This is a genomic window from Alishewanella sp. HL-SH05, assembly GCF_052655985.1.
Genome location: NZ_CP199753.1, coordinates 2,634,951 through 2,659,656 on the forward strand (window position 1 = coordinate 2,634,951; position 24,706 = coordinate 2,659,656).

19 protein-coding genes are annotated in these 24,706 nt (G+C 48.0%); 12 read left to right on the forward strand and 7 right to left on the reverse strand.

The window, feature by feature from the left end; all coding sequences use genetic code 11:
* Window positions 1–4: 4 nt before the first annotated feature.
* The 6 genes from ACUJFL_RS12055 to ACUJFL_RS12080 all read left to right on the forward strand — a co-directional run bounded on the left by ACUJFL_RS12055 (window position 5) and on the right by ACUJFL_RS12080 (window position 6,335).
* Window positions 5–1,990 (forward strand): acetyl/propionyl/methylcrotonyl-CoA carboxylase subunit alpha, encoded by a 1,986-nt coding sequence (locus ACUJFL_RS12055; protein ID WP_445427610.1) that lies wholly within the window; start codon window positions 5–7, stop codon window positions 1,988–1,990.
* Entirely contained in the window at window positions 1,987–2,892 is a 906-nt protein-coding gene (locus ACUJFL_RS12060) for a hydroxymethylglutaryl-CoA lyase (RefSeq protein WP_445427611.1), read from the forward strand. The genes ACUJFL_RS12055 and ACUJFL_RS12060 overlap by 4 nt, the downstream gene beginning before the upstream one ends.
* A 967-nt stretch (window positions 2,893–3,859) precedes the next feature.
* Complete coding sequence (locus ACUJFL_RS12065) at window positions 3,860–4,561, forward strand: CoA transferase subunit A (protein WP_445424967.1); 702 nt, start codon at window positions 3,860–3,862, stop codon at window positions 4,559–4,561.
* A gap of 10 nt (window positions 4,562–4,571) precedes the next feature.
* Window positions 4,572–5,231: a CoA transferase subunit B gene (locus tag ACUJFL_RS12070; RefSeq protein ID WP_445424968.1), complete on the forward strand. Its 660-nt coding sequence runs from the start codon at window positions 4,572–4,574 to the stop codon at window positions 5,229–5,231.
* Between the two features lie 173 nt (window positions 5,232–5,404).
* Window positions 5,405–5,854 (forward strand): type II RES/Xre toxin-antitoxin system antitoxin, encoded by a 450-nt coding sequence (parS, locus tag ACUJFL_RS12075; protein ID WP_236129432.1) that lies wholly within the window; start codon window positions 5,405–5,407, stop codon window positions 5,852–5,854.
* Window position 5,855: 1 nt separating this feature from the next.
* Window positions 5,856–6,335, forward strand: a complete 480-nt coding sequence (locus ACUJFL_RS12080) for an RES family NAD+ phosphorylase (RefSeq protein ID WP_306178265.1) — start codon at window positions 5,856–5,858, stop codon at window positions 6,333–6,335.
* On the opposite strand, the gene ACUJFL_RS12085 is transcribed toward ACUJFL_RS12080, so the two are convergent.
* Complete coding sequence (locus ACUJFL_RS12085) at window positions 6,324–7,202, reverse strand: NAD(P)-dependent oxidoreductase (protein WP_445427612.1); 879 nt, start codon at window positions 7,200–7,202, stop codon at window positions 6,324–6,326. The genes ACUJFL_RS12080 and ACUJFL_RS12085 overlap by 12 nt on opposite strands.
* Before the next feature lie 83 nt (window positions 7,203–7,285).
* Here ACUJFL_RS12085 and ACUJFL_RS12090 point away from each other — a divergent pair, with 83 nt between their 5' ends.
* Window positions 7,286–7,765: a glutathione peroxidase gene (locus ACUJFL_RS12090; RefSeq protein WP_226750108.1), complete on the forward strand. Its 480-nt coding sequence runs from the start codon at window positions 7,286–7,288 to the stop codon at window positions 7,763–7,765.
* Window positions 7,766–7,835: 70 nt separating this feature from the next.
* On the forward strand, window positions 7,836–8,816 hold the full coding sequence (locus ACUJFL_RS12095; protein WP_306178381.1) for a 2-hydroxyacid dehydrogenase: 981 nt from the start codon (window positions 7,836–7,838) through the stop codon (window positions 8,814–8,816).
* Between the two features lie 100 nt (window positions 8,817–8,916).
* Here ACUJFL_RS12095 and ACUJFL_RS12100 read toward each other — a convergent pair whose 3' ends face one another.
* The gene (locus tag ACUJFL_RS12100) at window positions 8,917–9,309 is read right to left on the reverse strand and encodes a DUF2750 domain-containing protein (protein ID WP_226750109.1); all 393 of its coding nucleotides are present in this window, start codon (window positions 9,307–9,309) and stop codon (window positions 8,917–8,919) included.
* A 90-nt stretch (window positions 9,310–9,399) separates the two neighbouring features.
* Entirely contained in the window at window positions 9,400–9,822 is a 423-nt protein-coding gene (locus ACUJFL_RS12105; RefSeq protein ID WP_445427613.1) for a YqaA family protein, read from the reverse strand.
* Between the two features lie 209 nt (window positions 9,823–10,031).
* Between ACUJFL_RS12105 and ACUJFL_RS12110 the strand changes: the two genes are divergently transcribed.
* Window positions 10,032–11,573, forward strand: a complete 1,542-nt coding sequence (locus ACUJFL_RS12110; RefSeq protein WP_445427614.1) for a methyl-accepting chemotaxis protein — start codon at window positions 10,032–10,034, stop codon at window positions 11,571–11,573.
* 16 nt (window positions 11,574–11,589) lie between these two features.
* On the opposite strand, the gene rlmC is transcribed toward ACUJFL_RS12110, so the two are convergent.
* The 4 genes from rlmC to ACUJFL_RS12130 all read right to left on the reverse strand — a co-directional run bounded on the left by rlmC (window position 11,590) and on the right by ACUJFL_RS12130 (window position 22,480).
* The gene (rlmC, locus tag ACUJFL_RS12115) at window positions 11,590–12,753 is read right to left on the reverse strand and encodes a 23S rRNA (uracil(747)-C(5))-methyltransferase RlmC (RefSeq protein WP_445427615.1); all 1,164 of its coding nucleotides are present in this window, start codon (window positions 12,751–12,753) and stop codon (window positions 11,590–11,592) included.
* 4 nt (window positions 12,754–12,757) lie between these two features.
* Window positions 12,758–14,017 (reverse strand): alkaline phosphatase family protein, encoded by a 1,260-nt coding sequence (locus ACUJFL_RS12120; protein WP_445427616.1) that lies wholly within the window; start codon window positions 14,015–14,017, stop codon window positions 12,758–12,760.
* 141 nt (window positions 14,018–14,158) lie between these two features.
* A complete protein-coding gene (gene pbpC / locus ACUJFL_RS12125) occupies window positions 14,159–16,603 on the reverse strand; it encodes a penicillin-binding protein 1C (RefSeq protein ID WP_445427617.1) in 2,445 nt (814 codons plus the stop codon).
* Between the two features lie 45 nt (window positions 16,604–16,648).
* Window positions 16,649–22,480, reverse strand: a complete 5,832-nt coding sequence (locus tag ACUJFL_RS12130; RefSeq protein WP_445427618.1) for an alpha-2-macroglobulin — start codon at window positions 22,478–22,480, stop codon at window positions 16,649–16,651.
* 188 nt (window positions 22,481–22,668) lie between these two features.
* Here ACUJFL_RS12130 and ACUJFL_RS12135 point away from each other — a divergent pair, with 188 nt between their 5' ends.
* The 3 genes from ACUJFL_RS12135 to ACUJFL_RS12145 all read left to right on the forward strand — a co-directional run bounded on the left by ACUJFL_RS12135 (window position 22,669) and on the right by ACUJFL_RS12145 (window position 24,627).
* Entirely contained in the window at window positions 22,669–23,301 is a 633-nt protein-coding gene (locus ACUJFL_RS12135; RefSeq protein ID WP_445427619.1) for a methylamine utilization protein, read from the forward strand.
* A 76-nt stretch (window positions 23,302–23,377) separates the two neighbouring features.
* Window positions 23,378–24,211 carry a DUF3034 family protein gene (locus tag ACUJFL_RS12140; protein WP_445427620.1) on the forward strand — a complete coding sequence of 278 codons (834 nt, stop codon included), beginning with the start codon at window positions 23,378–23,380 and terminating at the stop codon, window positions 24,209–24,211.
* Window positions 24,211–24,627 carry a group I truncated hemoglobin gene (locus tag ACUJFL_RS12145; RefSeq protein WP_445427621.1) on the forward strand — a complete coding sequence of 139 codons (417 nt, stop codon included), beginning with the start codon at window positions 24,211–24,213 and terminating at the stop codon, window positions 24,625–24,627. Before ACUJFL_RS12140 ends, ACUJFL_RS12145 begins: the two co-directional genes overlap by 1 nt.
* The last annotated feature ends 79 nt before the right edge of the window (window positions 24,628–24,706 follow it).

Sequence of the window (24,706 nt, forward strand, 5' to 3'; positions counted from 1 at the left end):
CATAATGTTTCGTAAGATCTTAATAGCTAACCGTGGCGAAATTGCTTGTCGCGTGATTGATACCGCACACAAACTCGGTATTCGCTGCGTGGCGGTTTATTCTGAAGCCGATACCAATGCCCGGCATGTCAGAATGGCCGACGAAGCCTACTTACTCGGCCCTGCACCAAGTAAAGACTCCTATTTACGCAGTGATAAAATCATTGCAATTGCTAAACAAAGTGGCGCCGAGGCGATTCACCCAGGTTACGGTTTCTTATCTGAAAATGAAGATTTTGCTAACGCCTGTGCGCAAGCCGGTGTGATTTTTATTGGCCCACCCGTGGCGGCCATCACCGCGATGGGCTCAAAAAGCGCGGCTAAAGAAATTATGGCGGCTGCAGGTGTGCCCTTAGTGCCGGGCTATCATGGCGACGATCAAAGCGATACCTTGTTAGCTGAAGAGTCAACCCGTATTGGTTATCCGCAATTACTGAAAGCCGCCTACGGTGGCGGCGGTAAAGGCATGCGGGTTGTTTGGAACAAAGACGAATTTGCCGCTGCTTTAGCCAGTGCCCGACGTGAAGCCAAAGCCGGCTTTGGCAATGATAAAATGCTAATTGAGCGCTACTTAACCAAACCGCGCCATATTGAAATTCAAGTATTTGCCGATAATCACGGCAATGCGGTGTATTTGGCTGAGCGTGATTGCTCTATTCAGCGTCGGCATCAAAAAGTGATTGAAGAAGCCCCAGCACCCAATTTTAGCGCTGAGCAGCGTAAAGCCATGGGCGAAGCTGCTGTAAAAGCCGCTAAAGCCATTGATTATCGTGGCGCCGGTACGGTGGAGTTCTTATTTGACGAAGACGGTTCTTTCTACTTTATGGAAATGAACACCCGCTTGCAGGTTGAACACCCTGTGACAGAAATGATCACCGGCCAAGACTTAGTAAAATGGCAATTATTAGTGGCCGCGGGCGAGCCTCTGCCATTGGCACAACAGGATATTCAATTAGACGGCCATGCCATTGAAGTGCGCGTTTATGCCGAAGATCCGGATAATGACTTTTTACCGGCTACCGGCAAACTGACTTACTTACGTCAACCCGAAGCGAATCGCCATGTGCGGGTCGATACCGGCGTGGTTGAAAATGATGAAGTGTCGCCCTTTTACGATCCGATGATTGCCAAGCTGATTGTTTGGGATGAAAGCCGTGACCGCGCCATTGCCCGCATGCTGCGCGCCTTGGATGATTACCGTATCGCCGGTGTGACGACCAACCTGAGCTTTTTAACCAGCCTGACCGAACACCCTGCGTTTAAAGCCGCACAACTAGATACTAACTTTATCACTCAGCATCAAGAAAGCTTATTTGCCCCAGCGAATAATGAAACCAATCAAGCCTTAGTACTGGCTGCATTGTTTGTTTTACAACAGCAAAAAGCCCCCAGCTGCAGTCATACTACTTTTAGCCCATGGCAATTTAGCCATGGCTGGCGTTTAAATGAAATGCCGACCGTGCACATTGCTTTGCATTATGGCGAACAGAAACAAACACTGACTATTCAGCAACATGAGCAGCATTATGTTATTGATGTGCAGGGCCAACAATTATGCTGTACCGCCGAGCTTATAGGTGATGAACTTAGCGCCGTGTTAGGTGATCATCGTACCAAGGTGCGGGTAAGCCAATATGGCGACACCATCAGCATCTTTATTAAGCATCAGCGCTACGACTTTATCTATCAAACCGAAGTCGCTACCGAAGTTGATGGTAGCGAGCATGCCGGCAGCTTAACCGCGCCGATGAACGGCACTATTGTGGCGGTCATGGTTGAAGCTGGCGCCAAAGTTAAAGCCGGTGAGACCTTAGTGATCATGGAAGCCATGAAAATGGAATACAGTATCAAAGCACCGAAAGATGGCGTAGTAAATCAGCTGTTTTACCGTGCCGGTGAGCTGGTACAAGACGGTGCAGAACTGGTCGATTTTACAGCGGAGGAGCAATGAGTTTTCCTAAAGCCGTGCGCCTAGTGGAAGTGGGCCCTCGCGATGGTTTGCAAAACGAGCAAAATGTTAGCACTGACGCAAAAGTGCAGCTAATCAATATGCTCAGCGCTGCAGGCCATCGCTATATTGAAAGTGGCGCCTTTGTCTCCCCCAAATGGGTACCGCAAATGGCCGACTCAGCCGAGGTGTTCGCCGGTATTTCGCGCGGTGCTAATATCACCTATGCTGCCCTCACACCCAATTTAAAAGGTTACGAAGCCGCTAAAGCGGCCGGTGCCACTGAAGTAGCCATCTTTGGCGCCGCATCAGAAGCCTTTAGTCAAAAAAACATTAATTGCTCGATCAGTGAAAGCTTGGCGCGTTTTGCGCCGGTACTGGATGCAGCAAAAGCAGATGGCATTAAAGTACGAGGGTACATCTCTTGCGTCGTCGGTTGCCCCTATCAGGGTGACGTTGCGCCAAGCGAGGTCGCTCGAGTTGCCAAAGCGCTGCTAGAAATGGGCTGCTATGAAATTTCGCTAGGTGACACCATCGGGGTTGGCACCCCGCTTAAGGTGAATGCCATGCTGGACGCCGTGCTCAAAGTGGCGCCGGTTGAACAACTCGCAGTGCATTTTCATGACACCTATGGCCAAGCCTTAACCAATATTTATGTGGCGCTCAGTCGTGGCATTAGCGTGATTGACAGCGCCGTAGCCGGTTTAGGCGGCTGCCCTTACGCTGCAGGTGCCTCAGGCAATGTCGCCACTGAAGATGTGGTGTATTTATTAAATGGCTTGGGCATTGAGCACGGTGTGGATTTAGACGCTTTAGCCGCTGCAGGTGGGTTTATTACCGAGCAATTGGGTAAAACTACGAACTCAAAAGTAGGCTTAGCTCTTAGCGCTAAATGCACGACGTAACATAAAAATAGGCCTTACGCTTTTACTGAAAAAATCGAAGCGCTGCGAAATCTCAACAAACAAATAGCGCAGCACAATTTTTGGTGGGACCGTGTTTTTCAGGGATGAAAAACAGGAGCGTACAAGGATATATTTACAGCGTGTCCCAACAAAATTGGGCGCAGCGGCAGTGCTAGTTAGACAAAACGCAGCGCAATTTTTGGTGGGACCGTGTTTTTCAGGGATGAAAAACAGGAGCGTACAGGGATATATTTACAGCGTGTCCCAACAAAATTGGCCGTAGCGACAGTGCTGCCAATAAAGAACGTAATGAACTTTATTTATAAAAAATAATATTTATTAATATCCGATTTTACTTCCAAGTAAGATATGCAGGAAAGAAAGGAATTAAAATTGCGCCTAGTTCTAAAGTAGGATTGTCGCTCAACACCCATAGCGGGCAAACTCATTCTTAGTTAAATGGTAACAACAATACACATTGAGCTTGATATATCGTTAAGCTTTACATACAACTTTGCCGGAACACGCCGTGAATACATCCATGTAGTCTCCTGTTTTTCATCCATGAAAAACACGGTTCCGGTCAAAGTGTATTGCAAGCTTAACTCAATCGAACTTTAGCTTAGGTTTCTAGATCAACAGCGATAAATTTAAGTTTTCGAAATGACAGAAACAAAATCAATTTCGCCAAGAAGTATCGCTGCTAGTTAGCACTTAGAAAAGTCACTGACAGCCCTTGCAATGCATTGTTGGTTGTTGAATCGTAGATGTTACAAGTGGTTAATAGAAAACGATGATGAAACTAAGATACGCTTTCGCTACGAGCTTAACACAGAAAATACCTAGGCCAGTGCAGCATTCAGGGCGAAAGCTGCGAAAAACATTTAAAAGCTAAGCCGTTTAATACATATTTAGATTGATACATGTTCAATAGTCAGACAAGCGACTCAAAAACAGAGGACACAAAATGGCAGGGTTTAATAAAGTCGTACATAGCTACGAAGACGCCATGGCAGGCTTGCAAGACGGCATGACCGTTATTGCCGGCGGCTTTGGCTTATGCGGTATCCCAGAAGGGCTTATCGCCCAAATCAAAAAAATGGGGACCACCGACTTAACCGTGGTATCTAACAACTGCGGTGTTGACGGTTTTGGTTTAGGCGTATTACTCGAAGATCGTCAAATCAAAAAAATGGTCGCCTCTTATGTAGGTGAAAACGCCCTGTTTGAAAAACAATTACTCAGCGGCGAACTTGAGGTGGAATTAACACCACAAGGCACTTTGGCCGAAAAAATGCGTGCTGGCGGTGCCGGTATTCCCGCCTTTTTCACTGCTACCGGTTACGGTACACCGGTGGCCGAAGGCAAAGAAACGCGTGAAATCAACGGCCGTCATTACGTATTAGAAGAAGCCATTACCGGCGACTTTGCCATTGTACGTGCATGGAAAGCCGACCGCTATGGCAACTTAGTGTTTCGACACACATCCATGAATTTTAACCCGATGGCCGCTACCGCCGGCAAAATCACGGTAGCAGAAGTCGAAGAAATTGTGGAGCCGGGTGAACTCGAGCCATCACAAATTCACACCCCAGGTATTTATGTGCAGCGCGTAATCAAAGGCAACTTTGAAAAACGCATTGAACGTCGTATGGTTCGTAAAGATTAAGGAGACAGCAATGGCTTTATCACGTGAACAAGTTGCCATGCGTGTCGCGCAGGAGCTTAAAGACGGTTACTACGTCAATCTCGGGATCGGTATCCCAACGTTAGTCGCAAACTATGTACCCGCCGGTATTGAAGTGATGCTGCAATCCGAAAACGGTTTACTCGGTATGGGGCCCTACCCAACCGAAGCAGAGCTGGATGCCGATATGATTAATGCCGGTAAAGAAACCGTTACCGCTATCAAAGGCGCGGCGATTTTCAGCTCGGCTGAAAGCTTTGCCATGATCCGCGGCGGTCATGTCGATTTAACCGTACTAGGCGCTTTCGAAGTGGATCAAAACGGCAATATTGCCAGCTGGATGATCCCCGGCAAGCTGGTTAAAGGTATGGGCGGCGCCATGGACTTAGTGGCCGGTGCACTCAACATCGTGGTCACCATGACGCACGCCGATAAATACGGTAACAGCAAGTTGCTGACAGATTGCACCTTGCCATTAACCGGTGTCGGTTGTGTGAAGAAAATCGTTACCGATCTGGCCGTACTAGAAGTGCGGGATGGCGCCTTTCATTTACTTGAGCGTGCGCCTGGCATTAGCGTGGAAGAGATCCAACAAAAAACGGCAGGTAAACTGATCGTTAATGGCACTATTCCAGAAATGGTATTTAATTAAGTTAGCCATAAACAGATATTAGGGCGCGAGTACAGCTAAGGCTGATCAGTTTGGTGTTTTCCATAACACCTTTTATTTAACTGACAGGCATTGTTGATATCGCGCCTTTTTTTTGACCAAGCAAATATCATATGATAGAGTCGGCGCATACCAACTGATAAATCAGGTGTATTATGACCGCGCAAGTTCATGAGTTTATTCCAAGCCACTACGCTAGCCCGAACCTCTGGCAACAGCTAGGCATTGCCGAGCGCGGGCCTAAATTGTATCAAGCGTTACATAACGGCTTTCATTACAACGTATTTGAAAAACTCGCTTTATCGGCACAGCTCGATAAAAAACAACTGGCTCAAGTGTGTCAATTAGCGCCCGCAACACTGGCTCGTCGCGCGAAAAGTGGCCATTTTACTCAAGATGAAAGTGATCGTTTATACCGTTTCGCTACCGTACTGGTGGCCGCAAATGCTCTTTTTGCACAGGATAGCGCAGCCACTAAACGCTGGTTAACCGAGCCGGTGTATGGCCTAGGTGATAAAACCCCGCTCGATATGCTCAGTACCTCTGCCGAAAGCCAAGCCGTCTTAGATTTAATCGGCCGCTTGTCACATGGCGTTTTTGCCTAAGATGTCCGCAAAAGACACTGTTCAGCTTTATCGATTAGTGCATCAACAATGGGCAGCACAGGCTTTTGATGGCGAAGGGGCCTATTTATATGGTGGGCGTTGGAATAACAAAGGTCAGCGTTGTATCTATACGGCAGGCTCTGAAGCGTTAGCCGTTTTAGAGATCTTGGTGCATTTAAATAATCGAGCGGCACTGCGCCAATATCGATTATTTCAACTTAGTGTAGCAAGCAGTGCCGTGTTGCAACTGAGCCAAGAGAATTTACCCGCAAACTGGCGCGCCCAACCGGCTGGGGCTGATACAGCCCGTTTAGGCGATGATTGGCTGCAGCAAAAGGCCAGCTTAGCTTTAGCGGTGCCCAGCGTGTTGGCACCGCGTGAAACCAATATTTTATTAAACCCGCAGCATAGCCAATTTAAAGGCTGCCTCAGCAGCCTTGTTGAATTGGAATTTATGCCCGATCCACGCTTAACGCTTTAACCGCGCCAGCAAACTAGAAGTATCCCAGCGACCACCACCAAGCTGTTGCACTTCACTATAAAACTGATCAACCAATGCGGTTAGGGGTAAATGACTGCCATTTTTGCGCGCTTCATTCAGCGCAATCGACAAGTCTTTACGCATCCAATCCACGGCAAAACCAAAATCATATTCTCCGGCCAACATGGTAAGCGAGCGGTTTTGCATTTGCCAGGACGAAGCCGCGCCTTGAGAGATCACCTCGACCACCGCCGCGCCGTCTAAACCGGCATTTTGGGCAAAATTCAGTGCTTCGGCCAAGCCTTGTACCACCCCAGCAATACAAATCTGATTGACCATTTTAGCTAACTGGCCATTGCCCGCGGGGCCCAATAATTTTACGCAGCGCGCATAACTTTGCATGGCGGTTTCAGCTTTGGTATAGGCTGCGGGTTCGCCCCCAACCATCACAGTTAAAATGCCTTTTTCTGCACCCGCTTGGCCACCTGATACCGGCGCATCTAAAAAGCCTAACTGCTGTTTAGCACAAGCCATGGCCAGTTCACGTGCTAAATCAGCCGACGCTGTGGTATGGTCAATTAATACCGCGCCAGCCTGCATGCTTGCTAACACACCGTGCTCGCCATACACCACCGAGCGCACATCATCGTCGTTACCTACACAAACAAACACTAAGCTCGCGCCACTGGCTGCAGCGGCTGGCGTTGCAGCAGCCTCACCTTGGTAGTGTTCAACCCACTTTGCCGCCTTGCTCGCGGTGCGGTTATATACGCTGACTGCATAGCCTTTTTGTTGCAAATAACCCGCCATTGGGAAACCCATTACACCTAAGCCGATAAAGGCCACTTTCACTGCTTGATTTGACATATAACTGACTCAAAAATATGACATACTGTGGTCATAGCTTACTAAGTTCTCCAACCAATGAACAGCAAATAAAAGGATCTGCAATGCCCTCTATCTATGATTTTACTGTGCAAGATAACCAAGGACAGCCCATCGAACTCAGTCAATATCGCGATAAGGTGCTGTTAATCGTCAATACCGCCAGCAAATGCGGTTTTACGCCGCAATATAAAGAGCTAGAAGCCCTCTATCAGCAGTATCACACGCAAGGTTTGGTGATTTTAGCCTTCCCCTGTAATCAGTTTGGTGGGCAAGAACCTGCTGGCAATTCTGAGATCCAACAGTTTTGTGAAATCAATTTCGGGCTAAGTTTCCCATTAATGGCTAAACTGAATGTTAATGGGCCTGATACCGCGCCCCTGTTTGATTATCTTAAAGAGCATGCCCGTGGTTTACTGAAAAGCAGAGCGATAAAATGGAACTTTACCAAGTTTTTGGTAAATAAAGAGGGGATGGTAGTAAAACGTTATGCACCGCGCACTAAACCCGCCAGCATAGCGCCGGCCATCGAAGAATTACTGTAAATTTGATCTGGCGCTAATTATGACCGAACAAGATACCCTACACTATCCGCAATCTGATGGGAGATTGCCGATGAAAATCGCTGTATTCAGTGCCAAAAAATACGATAAAGAAGGGTTCAGCCAATGGGCTGATCCCAGTCTTCAATTTCACTATATTGAAAGCCGACTTAACCTAGAACACCTTAAACTGGCGCAGGGCTGCCATGCTATCTGCGCCTTCGTTAATGATGATTTATCAGCGCCAGTGTTAGAGCAGATGTCAGTGATGGGCATCGAAATGGTTGCATTGCGCTGCGCCGGCTTTAATAACGTCGATTTAGACACCGCCAAAGCCTTAGGTATCCGCATCGCAAGGGTCCCCGCTTACTCGCCTGAGGCAGTAGCAGAGCATACCGTCGCTATGATGCTGACGCTTAATCGCAAATTACATAAAGCTTACAACCGCGTGCGCGATGACAATTTCGCCTTAGACGGTTTATTAGGTTTTAATATGCACGGTAAAACGGTGGGCATCATTGGTACTGGCCGCATCGGGCTGGCAACCGCTCGGATCTTAAAAGGGTTTGGTTGCAAACTGCTTTGCTATGATATTAAACCTGATCCGGAATTGGCCGAGCATTACACCAGCTTAACCGCGCTTTATCAGCAAAGTGACATTATTAGTTTGCACTGCCCACTGTCACCACAAACCCAATATATCATTAATGCCAATAGCCTTAACTTGATGAAAGAAGGCGTGATGCTGATTAATACCAGCCGCGGTGCATTAATTGATACTAAAGCCGTTATCGATGGTTTGAAAAATCGTAAAATTGGTTATTTAGGCTTAGATGTGTACGAGCAAGAAGCGGATATTTTCTTTGAGAACCTATCAGAGCAGATGATTGATGATGAAGTGTTTAAGCGCTTATTAACCTTTTCCAATGTATTAATTACAGGGCATCAGGCATTTTTTACCAAAGAGGCGTTACAGCAAATTAGCCATATTACCAGTGAAAACTTGTTAGCTTATGCCAGTGGCAGTTTTAACGGTAACGAGTTGGCTAACTAGTCGCAATGGGTGCAACAGCAGCCATTGCGACTTCTCTATCATCGAGATTAGCACCGTTAAGCCGCAACACTGTACTTAACGATGATCATCGCCAACGATGTTAGGCGTCGTCGCTTGTTTCATCAACCAGCGTTTCAGCCATTTCATCTGGGGAAACCACCACACCTGGACCATCCGCGTCTGGCAAAACGGCAATACTTAACTCATCGCCATTTAAGCCTTCAGTCCACTTGCTTAACCAGGTTTCTAAATCCACGGCTTGCGCTTGGCAGTTTGACCATTCGCCTTCAATCCACTGCTCAGCTAACTCAAGATGTGGCCATACTGGGATACAACGTTCATCTTCGGCACTGACTAAAACAAAACCTTCATCATCTGTTAGGATCCAGATCTGCTGTAAATCTGCAACGGCTTGAATAAAGTAGTCGTAACGCTGCTCTGCATCAAGCGCCGTAATGCGTGCTAACTCTTCTGCCGATAATTGGTATTCCATGTGTCTATCCCATACTGTCAATAATAGGGTTAATGATGACGGATCTGCCGGCATAATGCCATCAGAAAAAGCGTTAGCGCAGCGCTTAGCTTAAAAAAAGGACAGTGCTAGCAATATCAACACGGCATAACGCAAAGCCTTACCAATAGTCACTAACAGCAAAAATATCGAAAAAGGCATCTTTAACACGCCTGCGATCATGGTTAGAGGATCGCCCACTACCGGCAGCCAAGATAACAACAAGCTCCAGCGGCCATAACGCAAAAAAAGTCGCTCGGCACGCGCTAATTGGCTTGTCGATACTGGAAACCAGCGTTTATGCTGGTAAAAGCGTAGTTTTTGACCAAGCCACCAATTCACACAAGAGCCTAAAGTGTTGCCTAAGGTGGCACTTAGCCACAACAATAACGCGACATGCCCCTGTTGCAGTAAAGCCAGTAACAGCAACTCTGAAGAGGCCGGAAAGAGCGTAGCAGCAATAAAGCCGGTTAAAAATAACGAAAAATAAGCCAAAACGTCTACCTTGTACTCAATGGGGATGCGACCAAGCGCCTTAATCGTGCCGTTGCTTATGGCGACAAAAAAATCAGCACAACATTGCCCTTATTATTAGTGTAAAACAATTGCTTGGCTATACTTTAGTCGCAGTACAACGAGCACGCATTGACTTTGCTAACGCTTTTACCGAATCTGCTTAATCATATAAAAAATTGGGAGTCATCATGCCGCTAAAGTTGACACAACACCTGCTGTTTTTAGTGCTGTTAGCACTCAGTCAACTACTGTTGCTCTGGCTAGACTATGCCAAGCTAGCGGTTGGCTTCTCTTTTTTACTTACCGCTTTCTATTTGTATGCAGTCTCGAAATCTGTACAACCCGACTCGCCGCTTGAAACAAAGACAACGCATGAGCCGGTTTTAAATGACATTTCAACTGCCACCTCAAAAATGGCTATTGGTGCTGCTGAAGTGTCCTTTTATATTGATGGCTTAATTAAAGATATTCAACAAAGTGGTCAAGATAGCCAGCAAATTGCCAACGCGACCAACGCGGTTGCCGACACCAGCAGTAAACTTAATCACAATTTGCAAACCATCAACCTTGCGCTCACTCAAACCGCCAGTGCCAGTTTACAAGCGGATCAGAAATTACAATCCGGTGTGGATAAAATTCAACAGCTCGCCAAAGCCGTTAGCCATGCGGCGAACGAGTTGTCTGCCCTGCGCGGTAATGCAGATAAAATTCAACACATTACTCAAGTTATTGATAATGTCGCGGCACAAACCAATTTGCTGGCACTGAATGCAGCGATTGAAGCGGCAAGAGCGGGTGAACAAGGACGCGGTTTTGCCGTGGTCGCCGATGAAGTGAGAGCCTTAGCCGGCAAAACGGCGAATGCCACCAAAGATATTGGCAGTATGCTGGCCGATATTCGCTCACAAAGCGCGCATACAGCAAATTTGATGACCCAATTAGAAGAAGCCAGCCATCAGGTGCAGTTAGAGTTACAAGATGTTGCCAGCGGCGTGCAGCATATCAGTCAGGAGGTCAGTCAATCGTCTACCACCTTAAACCAAATTGAACACCTCAGCGCCGATCTTGAACAAAACAGTGTGCAGATCAGTAGCGCTATCAGTAATATCAGCCAAGCACTGCAGGCTATCGAGCAAAAAGGCGGCAGTATTGCCAGTCAAGCTATTGATGTCTCAGTAGAAACCGAAACCATTTATCGCGCCCTTAGCCAGCAACAACACGATGCTTTTTATCAACCGATCTTACAAGAAGCACAACAAGCGGCAAGTGCCATTGGCGAGTTACTGCAACAAGCGATCAGTCAGGGTAAATTTAGCCAGCAACAATTATTTGCCGAGCAATATCAGCCTATTGCTAACACCAATCCGCAAAAATATCATACCGCCTATGATAAATTTACCGATGAAGCCTTCCCGGCCATTCAAGAAGCCATTTTGGCTCGACAGTCTAACGTCACCTATGCAGGGGCGGTCGACCGTAAAGGCTATTTCCCTACGCATAATCGTAAATTTAGCCAAGCATTAACCGGTAATTATCAAAAAGACTTACTGCAAAATCGTACGAAACGCATTTTTAATGATCGTACGGGCAGCCGTTGTGGCAGTAATACCGAAGCGATGTTGTTACAAACATACAAGCGCGATACCGGAGAGATCATGCACGATCTGTCGGTTCCCATTTATGTGGCCGGTAAACACTGGGGTGGTTTTCGTATTGGCTTTACTCGCTAAGTGTGTTTGGCAATGTTCAGCGCCGAACTAATAAGGTCAGCACCTCGGCATGGCTGCTATGCGCAAACAGATCGAACAGCTGGGCTTTGACTAAGCGATAGCTTTTTAGCTGCGCTATATCAGCGGCTAAACTGTGTACGTTGCAACTGGAATACAGTATAAAACGCGGTTGTAACCGTGTGATATCAGCACATAAAGCGTCGCCTAAGCCCCGCCTAGGTGGGTTAACCACTAATAAATCAGGCGCCTGTGCGGCGGCATGGGCAAAGGCCGCAGAGTCTAACGCTTGAAAACGCACCTGAGTGAGCCCCAACTCGTTGGCCGCTTGCTCGGCACTGGCTATCGCAGCGGCGGCAATTTCAATGCCGGTTAGTGTGGGTTGTTGCCCTGTTATTGCCGTTAATTGGCTTGCTAAGTGCAGTCCAAAGCCACCGACACCACAAAACAAATCCCAGATCTGTTCAAATGGCTCACCTTGTTGCTGTAACTCAACCGCCCAAGTTGCGGCGGTATCATATAGTGCTGCCGCTAAGCTGGGGTTGGTTTGAAAAAAGCTTTGGGGTGATAAATACAACGGCACCTGGTTTAATTGCTCGCGCAGCAAGCGCTCTGTTGTAAGCACAATCTCTTCTGCCCCTTCTAACAGCGCAGCAGGTTGTGGCTGCAAATTAATACTAACCACAGCTATAGCGGGTACTTGCGCTAATAAGTGCGGTAGATACTTTTGAATGACCGCTAAATGATTTTTTGAACGTAGCACAAAACGCAGCATAAAGCGGCCGCTATGCTGGCTTTGACTCAGTAAAATAAATTTTAGCTCACCACGGCGCTGCTGCACCTGATAAGGCTGTAGTTTAGCTATAACGATAAAATTTTTAATAGCGGCAAATACGTCAGCAAAGTGCTCTGGATATAACGGGCAATCAGCCAAATCGACCGCTTCGTTTTGCTGATTAACAATCCCCAACATTGGGGCATCTGTCGTGCCAAGCACCACCATTTTGGCTTTATAACGAAAACCCTGCTCGCTACTGGCGATGGGCGCTAATAACTGAAAAGGCGCAAAAGCAGCCAATACATCCACTAACTGTTGCTGTTTGTTAGCCAGTTGTGTGGCATAAGGCTGCGCTAACCATTGGCAGGACTGGCATCGATCTGCCATAAAATGGGCACATTGCACAATATTATTCCTCAGCCAGCATCAAAGCTATAGCTGCAGGATCACCATCATTCGGGGCAGGTTCAATTTGCAATACCGCTGCCATCACATTATAGATATCAACCATACTGAGCTTCTCGACGGCGGTGGCTTTTTTAAAGGCCGGGCCTATAGCAATCAAGGTCGTTTGCATATCTGCTTCGCTATTATCATAACCATGGCTACCACGCGGGTCTAAATAAGTGGGATCGGCCTTTAAGCGAGCTAAAGCACTTTGACGCACAAAAATCCATGGCTGTTCAGCCAGTAAAAAAATCGGTGCGATACGGCTATGCTGCTGATAATGAAAGCGCGCTGGGAAATCAGCTTTACGATATAAGCGCATTTGCTCAGGGTTATAACGCTCAGCAATTTGCTGATACAGCGTGTCTTCTGCGCCCTCTTTCGGGAAAATACTGATCAATTCACGTGAAAGCCGCACATTTAACGCTAAATCGGCTGAGAATAACTCATCCGCCACAATATGCTTGCGCTGATCCACTTCGGCCATGCCATGATCTGAGCTGATAATCAGATTTAACTCATCAGCTTGACCGCGAGCAGTTAAAGTTTGCATCAAATAGGCGACCTCAGCATCCACATCGGCTAAGGCTTGCGCCGTTTGTGCGGATAAGGGGCCAAAATCATGCCCAGCTGAGTCCACATCGCTGAAATATAACGTAATTACCTTAGGACGCTCAGCATAAGGTAACGCTAACCAATCAAGCACTTGCTGGGTACGCTGACGATTTGGCGTATTATGCTCATAGGGGAACCAGTAGCTGGGGCGCAGGCCATTGATTTCAGCTTCAGTACCTGGATAAAAATAAGTGGCCGCCATCTTACCTTGGCGCTCAGCCGTGATCCAAATTGGCTCACCCTGCCACCAGAAACCATCCCCGACTTCCTCTGACTTACTCAAGGCAAACATACGGCCCGTTGCCGGATCATAGATAGAGTTATCCACAATACCGTGCTTTTCTGGGTGTAAACCGGTTACCAAAGAATAATGATTAGGAAAGGTTTTGCTTGGGAAGACCGGTTGTAACTGTTTCACCTGCACGCCCGCTGCTGCAAGCTTAGAGAGAGTTGGTGCGTGATGCAGTTGCAAATAATCGTGACGCAAACCATCAATTGAAATAATTAACAAGCTGGTCTGTGCGGCGTCTTTTGCCGCTGTCTCGGTTTGTTCGGGTTTAGCGCAAGACACTAACAACAGCAGCATAACAACAGTTAAAAATCGCATGAAACTAACCTTTTATTAGCAGAAACCATCAGCGGTAAACCCATGGCGAAAGTACACATGGCTGCAAACGCAGCATGCAATTTGGTAAAGACGCTTAGTTTACTGCTTTTTCAAAGGCGCTTCATGCCATTTTGCCCATAATTATTGCACGTTCAACGTAATTTCACTGCTCCCGCCTAAATCATCCTGTACCCGTAACTGATATTCTCCGGCACTGGCTGACCAAAATAAGGTTTCATTCGCGCCAACCGCCCCTAAAAAACGCTTCCCGGCAAACCAATAACTTTGTGTGGCGGCGCCATCTAAGCGCACCTGTAAGGCTAATGGCCGGCCGGCTTGAGCAAAATAAGTTAAACCCGCTTGGGGCGACAAAATCTGCGGTGGTTTTGCTTGGCTTTGGGTTAACTGTGAACATGGACTGGCGTAAGCGGGCGGTTGCTGTAAACGCACACCTGCTTGCTGATACAAGGCCGCAATATCAGAGGGCCAAAACTCAAATATCTGTAACTCGGTTAACGGCGGTTGATGGTAACAAGCACGCAAGCCTGAAGCGCGAAAAATCGGCACTGGCCGATGTAACTCTGACAAAGCAATCGGTGATACGCCAGGGATCACCCAACCCAGCTCAGTGGCTGGGCAAAAGCGATTGGGTAATTGAAAACTTTGCCGACACAGCGCAACTTGGCGTAAGTTAAGCTTTTCCAACACCGCAAACAGCTGCTGATTCGCGTGTTGTTGCTCACCGAGCAGCGGTAATAACGAAAAGAACAAAGGTGCCGCTACCGTGCGCCCCACTAAATTCGGATTGCTGCTGCCATCAAAGTTGCCAAGCCAAACGGCCACCACGTAATCACCATAGAGCCCCAAGGTCCAAGCATCGCGATAAGCATAAGAGGTGCCCGTTTTCCAAGCGACGGGCGGGCTATCGGTCAGCGCAGCTAACCGCGCATTTTGTAAGGCGGGCTGACTACTGAGCATCTGTAAGGTTAAAAACGCCGCTTCGGGCAATAAGCCGGCGTTATTCTCTGCTGCTACCCTCTTTTTTAGTTCATGGGAGGTTATCTCAACAACATCTTGGGGGGGATTGGCTGTTACCGTCCACGGCTTAGTCTCTATGCTCACGGGTTGTGTCATTGCAACCTTGGTGGTCGCCTCGCTGGCAAGCCACTGCAAATCACGATACTGCCCTTGATTGCCGAGCATGGCATATAAACGCACCATTTGTTGCATCGACAACTCCAGTCCGCCCAGAGCTAAGGCTAAACCATAATAGTTGGCGTCTTGCGGTAAGCGAACCCCATTAGCACCGAGCCATTGGTAGAAATCAGGTTGTGCTAACTTTGCTTGTAAAGTGACCGCCGGCACATTTCGACTTTGCACCAAGGCTGCTGTGGCGGTTAATGGGCCTTGAAAACGGCGATCGAAATTCTCTGGGCTGAACAGGCCAAAACGCTGCGGTAGATCTTTTAATAAGCTTTTCGGGTGAATATGCCCTTGCTGTAACGCTAAGGCATAAATAAAAGGTTTTAAGGCTGAGCCTGGTGAACGTAGTGCCGCGGTACCATCTACTTGCCCCGCTATCTCGCGATTATAAAAATCGGCAGAGCCAATATAGGCTTTGATCTGCATGGTTGGGCGGTGCACCACGAGCACGCTGGCATTACGCAGCCCTAAACGCTGTTGCTGGCGCAAATAGCTGTCGACCCGTTGCTGTACTTGCTGCTGTAAATGCCAATCTAAACTACTGTGCAACTGGCCATTGGGTTGTTGCACAGCCAGTGCTTGCACAAAATGAGGGGCGGTGAAAGGCAAGTCGGAGCGGCGTTTAAAGCGAAGTGGGATCTGCAATAACTGCTGCTCACTTGCTGTTAACGGATAATACTGTTGCCATATTTGCAGTAACCTGGCTCGCGCCGCTTCGAGTTGTGCCGAGCCGTTTTGACGCTCAGGGTTACGCTGTAGCGGGTTTTGTGGGATCACTGCCAGCGCTAAGGCTTCAGCCGTGCTGAGTTCTGCGGCAGTCTTGCCAAAGTAAATCAGGCTAGCGGCAGCAACGCTTTCTATATTGCCACCGTATGGCGCGTAATTTAAATAGGCTTCTAAAATGGCATCTTTACTGAAATGCCGCTCTAAATACAAGGCCAAGCCAATTTGCTGTAATTTGCCCAGCACAGTTTGACTGTCAATTCCGTAATGTAAACGGGCTAATTGCATGGTAATGGTCGACGCCCCTTGCCGTCGCCCACCTTTTACAACACCTTGCCAAAAAGCGCGAGCCAATGCGGGCAGATCCAAACCAAAATGCTGGTAAAAGCGACGATCTTCATATAACAAGGTGGCTTGCTGTAAAGCTGGTGCCATATCGGTTAACGCCAGTCGTAACCGATAACGTTCATCCGTTGCCGGACGCAGAGCTAACAATTGGCCGCCTGCGGCAAAAACCGCTTGGCTTTGTGCATAATGGGCATACAGCTGCGGTTTAGCCGTAAACAAGGGTAAGCCATACCAAAACAACGCCAATAGCGCGAGTAAGACCAACCCGCGCGCTACTTTCTGACGCCACAGCTGTTTTAACCTAAGCCGCATCACTGACAGTGCCCCAGCGTATTAGCCGTCATCAGCTGCGCACAACTAAGGTTGAGTTGGCTGAGCTTGATAGGCACTTACCTCAAGCTGGCCGGCTGGCGTGTAAGCGCGCACACGATTGTCGTACATGGCTTCAGCCGAGGCCACCGGCACCGTAAAACGACCGGCTGTGCTGACACGCACCTGATAAGTCAGCTCGGTCATTTGCGGTGCAATAGCGCCGTACCACAGCACGCGATCTTCACGAATGTCCATATAATCTGCCTGCCACAGGCCACTTTGCCTGGGTACTGAGCTGCGCACTACCTCAAAGCCAGCCGGTAATAAATCGGTAATCACCATATTACTGATCGTGGCACCCGTTAAGCTACGCAGCCGCAAACGCACGGTTAACAGCTGCCCTTGGCTTGCACTAGTGATTTTCTCGCCCTCACTGTTCAGGTAATCACGCACCAGCTCAACACCGTCTGCGCGGGCTTTGCTTGGTAATTGTGCCGCATAGCCTTGCTCTGATAAGGCATAAAACAATGGATAACCTGCATTTAAGCTAAATTGCTGTACCGCTTGCCCGGTTGTGGCATGCGCATAAGGCCAGTTATCCATAAGCGCTAACTTTTCGCCATCGGCTGATAAGGTGGGCAATACCGTTAAGGTATTTGGCTTGATATCGGCATAAGCTGCTAACGCCAAAATGCTGTAAGCCGCCGCTTGCGTATGATAATCGCCCGCAAATAACGGCTCGAGCTGTGTTAACAGTTGCTCGCTACTGAGCTGTGCTGCCTGCTCTGGGAAATGCCGCGCTAATAACAACAGATACTGGCTATCTAAGTTAAACTGCGATTGAAACTCAGCGTTAGCAAAAGGCTGCGCTATGCGATTAACCGGTTTGTAGTCACGCTCAAGCAACGAGGTTTTGCCCGCTTGATAAGGTTTAAGCAAACTTTGCGCTAAGCTCGGTTGCTGCAAAATCTGATAACTGGCCGCCATGTACACTGCCAAAATATCCGATTGCCAACGTTGTTCATGCTGCAATGTTAAGCGCTCATGCAAGTGTGTTAGGGCATTACTGACTTGCTCGCCTTTTACACTTAACAAGTAAATTGCCTGTGCACGTAATCTGGCTTGATAAAGGTTAGCGCCAGCGGCTTGGCTCACGCTGCGTAAATAATTCAGCGCCCGCTCCAGCATATAATGTGGCACAGCAAAACCTTGCTGCTCCGCTTCCAGTAAAAACTGGATCACATACAACGAGGGGAAATCTGCGCTTTGAGTATGGCCTGGCCAAAAAGCAAAGCCACCATCGGCTTGTTGTCGTTCGGCTAAGGCTTGCAGCAGCTTGGCAAACTTTTCATTTAATTGTGGCCACTGCGCTTGGAAATGCGCTTGCTTAACCAAAGGGATCCAAGGAAAAACTTGGCTAACCATCTGCTCGGTACAACCATGCGGGTAAGTATCTAAGTAATGACTTAAACGGTCGACCAATAGTAACGGGCTGCTACCCGCCGTAAGCTGCCGCTCGGCCAACACCGGCAACAACGCCGTAGCATTCAGTTGTTGCTGCCCACTTTTACTATAACCAAACTGCAATTGCCGCAAATAAGGCTGTGCAGGGCGAATACTTAAACTCAACTCTCGTTGACTGCTCTGCAGGCCATCAACCGTAGCCACACTAAACCGAATTGAGGCTTCGCCAGGTTGCTCGTTTGCCTTTAATTTCAGCCGCAGAACCTGTGCGGCGCCTTCATCCACAGTAATACTTTGCATGGGCTCACTGAGCAAGGTTAAGCCTTGACTCACTGTTGTCTTAACCTCTAACGGTAACGCCTTACCTGAGCCGTCGAGCATATTACTGATCGATAAACTGATCTCAAATTCATCTGCCGGTGCCACAGCCGTTAATACATCGGGCTGCAGAACAAAGGGCCCACGAACCAACACGTCTTGGCGAGTCGCCCCTAACGCCTGCTCAGAGACCCCCACAGCCATTAATTGCACCGTGCCATTAAAGGTATCGGGTAATCGCGCCTGATGCACACTGCCATTAGCATCGGTTTTCACCACACCTAACCAAAAGACGCCAGGTTGTTCCACCCGACGTGCGAACGGATTGGTGTCACTTTTCAATCGAGCTCCCGAAACCATTATCCTTTCGGTATCACCACCAGGCCCTGCCGTTAAACGTTGTAAGGCGCTAAATTCCGGTAAAATAAGATCTAGCATCTGCATACTGCGCACTTGTAAAGCGCGTTTTTGTAAGAAAAACGCCAGTGGATCGGGTAAGTCGTAAGCGGCTACCTGCAAGATACCGGCATCGACACCGTACAGCAGCACATCGGCGGGCTGATCGCTGCTTAAACTAAAGCTAAATTCTCGCCCGGGCTGGATCAACGCCGGTGCCGTTAAGTTAAGCTGCAAGGTTCTGGCAGCACGAGCAATATTAAAGGGTTGCACCGCATAACTTAACGGGCTTAACAGCAACTCAGGTGCACCGGCTGCGCGCACAAAACTAACATTTAAATAAGCATTACCTTGCAAGTCTGCCGGTATCTGAATGCGCTGCATACTGTGACTGCTGTCTGCTTGAAACCAGCGAAAAGCGACGACCTTGTTCGTTTCAATGGTGATTAAACCACTACCGGTATAAGGTGCCGTTACACTAAACTCTAACCACTCGCCCGGCTGATAATCGCTTTTGCTGAGTTTTAGTTGTAACTCGGCATTTTGCTCGAGTTGCGCTGTTAAATTAGCATTACCAACCACAGTGTAATCGGTTTGACTGACCACTTCACCAGCCTTATTAAACAGCTGCAGCTGATAATCGCCAGGTTGATCGGTATTCAACTGATAAGTTTGCCCTTGCTCGGCAATACTGAAGTTTTGCTCTGCTATGACTTTTTGCTGCAACACCGTTTGATATTGCAAGGTACCATCGGGTTGTTTCACCAAACTGGATAACGGTGTTTTTTGCACTAACTTTAGCGTTAAATTGTCTTGTGCTAACGGAGCTAACTGTTGATTAATGGCTAAAAAATGCAATTGCCGAGCTTGCTGTTGCTTTAAAAAATTCAGCGCACCATCGGCTTTCATGCCAATTAATACGGGGCTAGTCGCGATAAGCGCGCCATTACTGTGCTGTACTGCCCGCCCACCGGCGCTGTCAAACCCTTCAACGTACACTTGCAATTGCCAATGGCCCTGTTGGAAACGCTGCAGCGGTAAGCTAAAGGTCACCTGACCGGCGCTATCGGTTTGCTGCTCGGTTAAATTCTCGCGCTGCGCAACTAAGCTCTGCTCATTTGGGATCCCAAACTGATAATCTGGATAAGCATCAAATTGAAATGCGCTGGGCATCAAGACATAACGGGCAGCCACACGCCGCTGCTGCGCGGCACTGCCAAACAAGTTATCAAGTTGCAGTGCTAAACTTAATTGCTCAGGCAATAACCAACCGGTTGCCTGTTGATTAAACTTACTGGTTATTTTTAAGCTGTCAGGTAAAAACTCTTCTAGCTGAAAACTGACATCACCGAGTGTTTGTTGATGCCGGCCTTGTGCATCCACTAACATAATTAAAGCATCATATTCACCGGTATCGCTAAACTTAGCAGTGTCTAACTGAAAGCTTTGCAAACCACGCGCTGATAAAGTGAATTTTTGCTGATGCAGCGCATTGCCTCGAGGCCCGTTAACTTGCAATTGTAAGCTGAGGTTTTTGGCTGTTACCGGTGCTAAATCACTGCGGCGAATAATACTGGCTAATTGCACCGTTTCACCCGGCCGATAAATGCCACGATCGCTGAACATAAAGGCTTTAAGCTGGGCCGCATTACCCGACTGATATTCGCCATCAATCGCAAAGCGCGAATAATCGAGTTGTAGACTGTAACGATTGAACGGAATAAACGTACTGTCGGTGCGACCACTATCAGTGTGCTGGACCAAATACACGGTGGCCTGCTCCGCCTCTTTTAAGCCATTAGTCACACCCAGCTCCACATGGCCTTGCTTATCGGTGATGCCGCTGTATACCGCCAAGCCATTACGCCCAAGCAATTGCACCTTGGCACCATTCACCGGTTTGCCGCTGGCTAAAGACATCACAAAGATTTTTTGGCTACTGTCTTGTTGGTGTTTCACCATCAAGCCTAAATCGGTGACCAACACCAGCCGCTTATCTAATACTTCGCCTAACCAATCCGGATACTTCGGATCGTGTTGATATAGCTCTACAAAATAAACGCCCATACCTTCACGCTGCAGGTGAGGTTTTAAATCTAAACTTAAAAACTGATTCTTTTGGGGTGTTTGATTATTGATTTCAAAGATCTGCTCGGTGATAACCGCGAGGTTTTCCGCACCGAAACTGCGATTGTAAAAAAAGGGGTTGCTGATATCGCCGCCACTTTGACTAATAAGATGATTAAGATGTTGCGGTAATACCTTAGCCAATCGCACTTTTAGCTGTGGTAAGCCGCGGCTGACCAGTTGCAGCTTTTGCTCACCTGATAACATTAATACCGCACCCTCACCAGTGATCCGTGCTTCTTTTGGATAATCCGGTAACGTCATTACGCGTTGATAGGTTTGGCTTAGTTGATAATTATCTAAACCGGGTAAACCCGCCTTAACTATCACCGCCAATTGCCGCTGCGCCGGTAAATCCAATTTAATGGCAAAATCTTGTTGATGGGCAAAAGCCCCCGGCTCTAGCTGATAATGCAATAACCTGGCTTGCGCTAAGATAGCCGGCGTTAACTCTGCGGCCGTCCAAGTGCGTTTCGCTGGATGTGGCGGTAACAGATATAACTGTAAATGTGCCGTCAGATCAGTAAAACGCACCCGATCAGTCAGGCTTAATTGCAATACTTGCTCAGGCTCCGCTTGGGCGTTACGCACTAATTGCAATTGCGCATCACTGATCTGCAACACCGTAGCTTGATCGGGGATCAACACTTGCTGCTGTTGCGCCTCTTGCGTGCGGCCTTGACCATGCTGCGCTTTAACGCCAGCGGCGAGCTCGAAAGTTAAAAATTGTGCTTGCTTAGGCAAACTGATCGGTTCGCTTTGCAGATACCAAACCCGTCCTTGCTCAGCACTTTGCAGGGTATACGCAACAGACTGCGCTTTACTACCCACTTTTTCTGCGCTTTGCGGCAAGTTTAAACTCAATGCATTTTGCAAGCTTTGTTGCTCAACCGCATGAGTAAAAGCCAGCGTGGCTAAAATGCGTCGCACCGAAACCTGCTCGGGATCTTGATAAAACTGCAGTTGTTCTATGGCAACATTAAGGGCCGGACTGTCGAATGACCATTCGCGGGTAGCAAGAGCTAGCTTGTCGGCAAACCAGTTTTTAGGCAGTGTGATCTGATAACGCTGACCCGCTGGCCATGCTTGCTCGGGTAAAAACTGTAGTTGGTTATCATCCAGCCATTGCCACTGGCCCTGAATGGCAGGTGTGAGCGTATCCCCTACCGCCAGGCTTTCACCTATTAAAGCCAACTTTGCTGCGCTTAAGTTTGCAGTCGTTATCGGTAAACTGATCCGATCGGGGTTAACATCGGCAAGTTGCACGTTATCGCTGGCGGGGTCTTCCTGGTAAAAGCGCAATAATAACGGTGTGGGTTGTTCTACCTGTTGTACTATCTCACCTTGGCCTGGCGCGATCACTTGCGCTAACACCTGCGGTGCCTTGGGCAGTTGCCAATAATAGCGAGTGAACAAGGCAAGGCTCATTAGCGCCAATAACACAATAAGCAAAGCCGCACCAAAACGCTTCGGCTGCGCTTTCGCTTGTTGTTGTAGCTTGGCTAACCAAGCCGGTGCAGCCCAGCTGAGCTGCCCAAACAGCCGAGTAAATAGAGACGAAGACCCTGACATACCCCTTCCTTGCTCGCGTCAACCGCGGAAAATTCCTCAATAATGTTAAAGTATAGCCCTGTTATATTAATAACCGATGAACTCTTTTAAAAAATGGCGGTGATAACCTAATGATTTAGGGAGAAAATTGAATTTAAGCCAGCCGTAGTTTAAAGTGAAAATCAGTTCCCACTAAAAAAGTGTCCAACATGAAATTTCATTCCGCACTACTAGGCATTGTGACGCTAGTCTTTGCTAGCTTTGCTACTCAAGGCCAAGGTGTCAGCATTACCGTGTTAGATCAGACTAACCAACCGCTGGCCGATGCGGTGATTGAAATTATCAGCCCTGATTTTAAAACGACCACAGTAGCGAAAATAGCGCATGTCGCACAAGAAGATCTGGTATTTGTGCCATTTGTTACCGCGATTCAACAAGGTAATCTGATCGAATTTCCCAATCGCGACAAAACCCGACATCATGTTTACTCTTTTTCCAGTGCTAAAACCTTTGAGATCCAGCTGTATTCCGGTAAGCCTGAAGCGCCTGTTCAATTTGACGAGCCTGGGATCGTCGTTCTTGGCTGCAATATTCATGATTATATGCTGGCCTATATCTACATTGGTGAAAGCCCGCTGTTACTCGTTACCGATAAAGAAGGTAAAGTACAGTTCCCAGAGGTACCTGCGGGTGAACTTCGCTTAAAAATCTGGCATCCGTGGCAAGTTGAGGCTTTAGCTGAGCAAGTGGTTACGCCAGATGAAACGGGCCATCTGACCTTTTTCTTGGCCATCGAAGACAATGAAAAGCCCAGTGCACCAAAGCGCGGCTTTGGTAGTTAAGTTTATTTATGCTAAAAAAACGCCTGGGGTAATAGCTTAAGCATTTGCCACTTAGGGTGGAGTCTGGAGATACACGATGATCACGCGTTTTACATTAGCCCTTTGTTGCCTACTTGCCAGCGCGAGCAGTGTTGCCGGCAGCAAAATCGTGGCGACAGGCGGTGCAACTAGCATTGAAGGCAGTGCTGGCGGCGGTATTGTGCCGTGGGCAGTGATTAACGGTTATGGCAGCAGTGATGAGTGGAGCGCCACCGCTTTTACTAGCCGCGTCGGTGTTGATGATTTCACACTAAATGTGTTTGGCGCCAGCGTCAGTTATGACAATAAATGGGAATGGTCGGTTGCCCGGCAAACCTTCAAATTAGATAGCATTGGCGGTGAATTACGCCAAGATGTGTTTGGTGTTAAATATCATATCGCCGGAGAGCTGCTGTACACGGCTTTGCCGCAAATCAGCGTTGGCTTACAGTATAAAAAGCACCGTGATTTTGGGTTACCGCAAGCGGTAGGCGCTCGTGATGATAGTGGTGTCGATGTTTATTTTTCTGCCAGTAAAGTGTTGTTTGACCACGTTGCCGGGCGCAATTTGCTGCTAAACGGCACAGTGCGTGCCACTAAAGCTAACCAAACCGGTTTACTCGGCTTTGGCAGTGCTAGCGATAACAATTACCAGTTTGTCTTTGAAGGTTCAGCGGCAGTTTTGCTGAATTATAACGTGGCGCTGGGCTTTGAATTTAAACAAAAGCCTGATCAATTAGACTTTGCTACCGAGCAACATTGGCGCGATCTGTTTGTCGCGTGGTTTATCAATAAGCATGTGTCGGTGGTCGGTGGCTATGTCGACCTTGGCAGTATTGCCGGCTTTGATCAGCAACAAGGTTATTATATTTCAGTAGAAGGAGCCTGGTAATGCGCACCATCATCGCCTTAGTTTTAGCGTTACTATTGACGGCTTGTAGCCAACACCCCCAACCTAGCTTGTATCAACAACTCGGTGGCGAGCCGGGTATTGCCGCAATCACCGATGGTTTATTACAAAAAATTGAACAAGATCAACGTATCGTGCATCACTTTGCCGATACCGATATTGCACGTTTTCGCCGATTATTAGCCGAGCAGCTGTGTAATATCAGCGGCGGCCCTTGTGAATATACCGGTGGAACCATGCAAGAAAGCCATACCGGCTTTAACATTACCTTGGCGCATTACGATGCGTTAGTAGAAAACTTAATTGACGTGATGCAACAACAACAGATTAGCATCAGTGCGCAAAATCAGTTATTGGCCCTACTTGCGCCCATGTACAAAGATATCACTTATCGCTAATCACCTTAGCGCCCAAATGCGCTGAGCTATCTCCTCCGACCACACTCAGACACCGGTAAGAGCTCAGACCTCTGACCGC

Excerpts from the sequence above, each read along its gene's own strand:
- ACUJFL_RS12095 (WP_306178381.1), top strand. The coding sequence starts at position 7,836 with ATGAAAATCGCTGTATTCAGTGCCAAAAAATACGATAAAGAAGGGTTC.
- ACUJFL_RS12070 (WP_445424968.1), top strand. The coding sequence starts at position 4,572 with ATGGCTTTATCACGTGAACAAGTTGCCATGCGTGTCGCGCAGGAGCTT.
- ACUJFL_RS12080 (WP_306178265.1), top strand. The coding sequence starts at position 5,856 with ATGTCCGCAAAAGACACTGTTCAGCTTTATCGATTAGTGCATCAACAA.
- ACUJFL_RS12060 (WP_445427611.1), top strand. The coding sequence starts at position 1,987 with ATGAGTTTTCCTAAAGCCGTGCGCCTAGTGGAAGTGGGCCCTCGCGAT.
- ACUJFL_RS12090 (WP_226750108.1), top strand. The coding sequence starts at position 7,286 with ATGCCCTCTATCTATGATTTTACTGTGCAAGATAACCAAGGACAGCCC.
- ACUJFL_RS12065 (WP_445424967.1), top strand. The coding sequence starts at position 3,860 with ATGGCAGGGTTTAATAAAGTCGTACATAGCTACGAAGACGCCATGGCA.
- parS (WP_236129432.1), top strand. The coding sequence starts at position 5,405 with ATGACCGCGCAAGTTCATGAGTTTATTCCAAGCCACTACGCTAGCCCG.
- ACUJFL_RS12135 (WP_445427619.1), top strand. The coding sequence starts at position 22,669 with ATGAAATTTCATTCCGCACTACTAGGCATTGTGACGCTAGTCTTTGCT.
- ACUJFL_RS12055 (WP_445427610.1), top strand. The coding sequence starts at position 5 with ATGTTTCGTAAGATCTTAATAGCTAACCGTGGCGAAATTGCTTGTCGC.
- ACUJFL_RS12145 (WP_445427621.1), top strand. The coding sequence starts at position 24,211 with ATGCGCACCATCATCGCCTTAGTTTTAGCGTTACTATTGACGGCTTGT.
- ACUJFL_RS12130 (WP_445427618.1), bottom strand. The coding sequence starts at position 22,480 with ATGTCAGGGTCTTCGTCTCTATTTACTCGGCTGTTTGGGCAGCTCAGC.
- pbpC (WP_445427617.1), bottom strand. The coding sequence starts at position 16,603 with ATGCGGCTTAGGTTAAAACAGCTGTGGCGTCAGAAAGTAGCGCGCGGG.
- ACUJFL_RS12085 (WP_445427612.1), bottom strand. The coding sequence starts at position 7,202 with ATGTCAAATCAAGCAGTGAAAGTGGCCTTTATCGGCTTAGGTGTAATG.
- ACUJFL_RS12140 (WP_445427620.1), top strand. The coding sequence starts at position 23,378 with ATGATCACGCGTTTTACATTAGCCCTTTGTTGCCTACTTGCCAGCGCG.
- ACUJFL_RS12120 (WP_445427616.1), bottom strand. The coding sequence starts at position 14,017 with ATGCGATTTTTAACTGTTGTTATGCTGCTGTTGTTAGTGTCTTGCGCT.
- ACUJFL_RS12110 (WP_445427614.1), top strand. The coding sequence starts at position 10,032 with ATGCCGCTAAAGTTGACACAACACCTGCTGTTTTTAGTGCTGTTAGCA.
- ACUJFL_RS12100 (WP_226750109.1), bottom strand. The coding sequence starts at position 9,309 with ATGGAATACCAATTATCGGCAGAAGAGTTAGCACGCATTACGGCGCTT.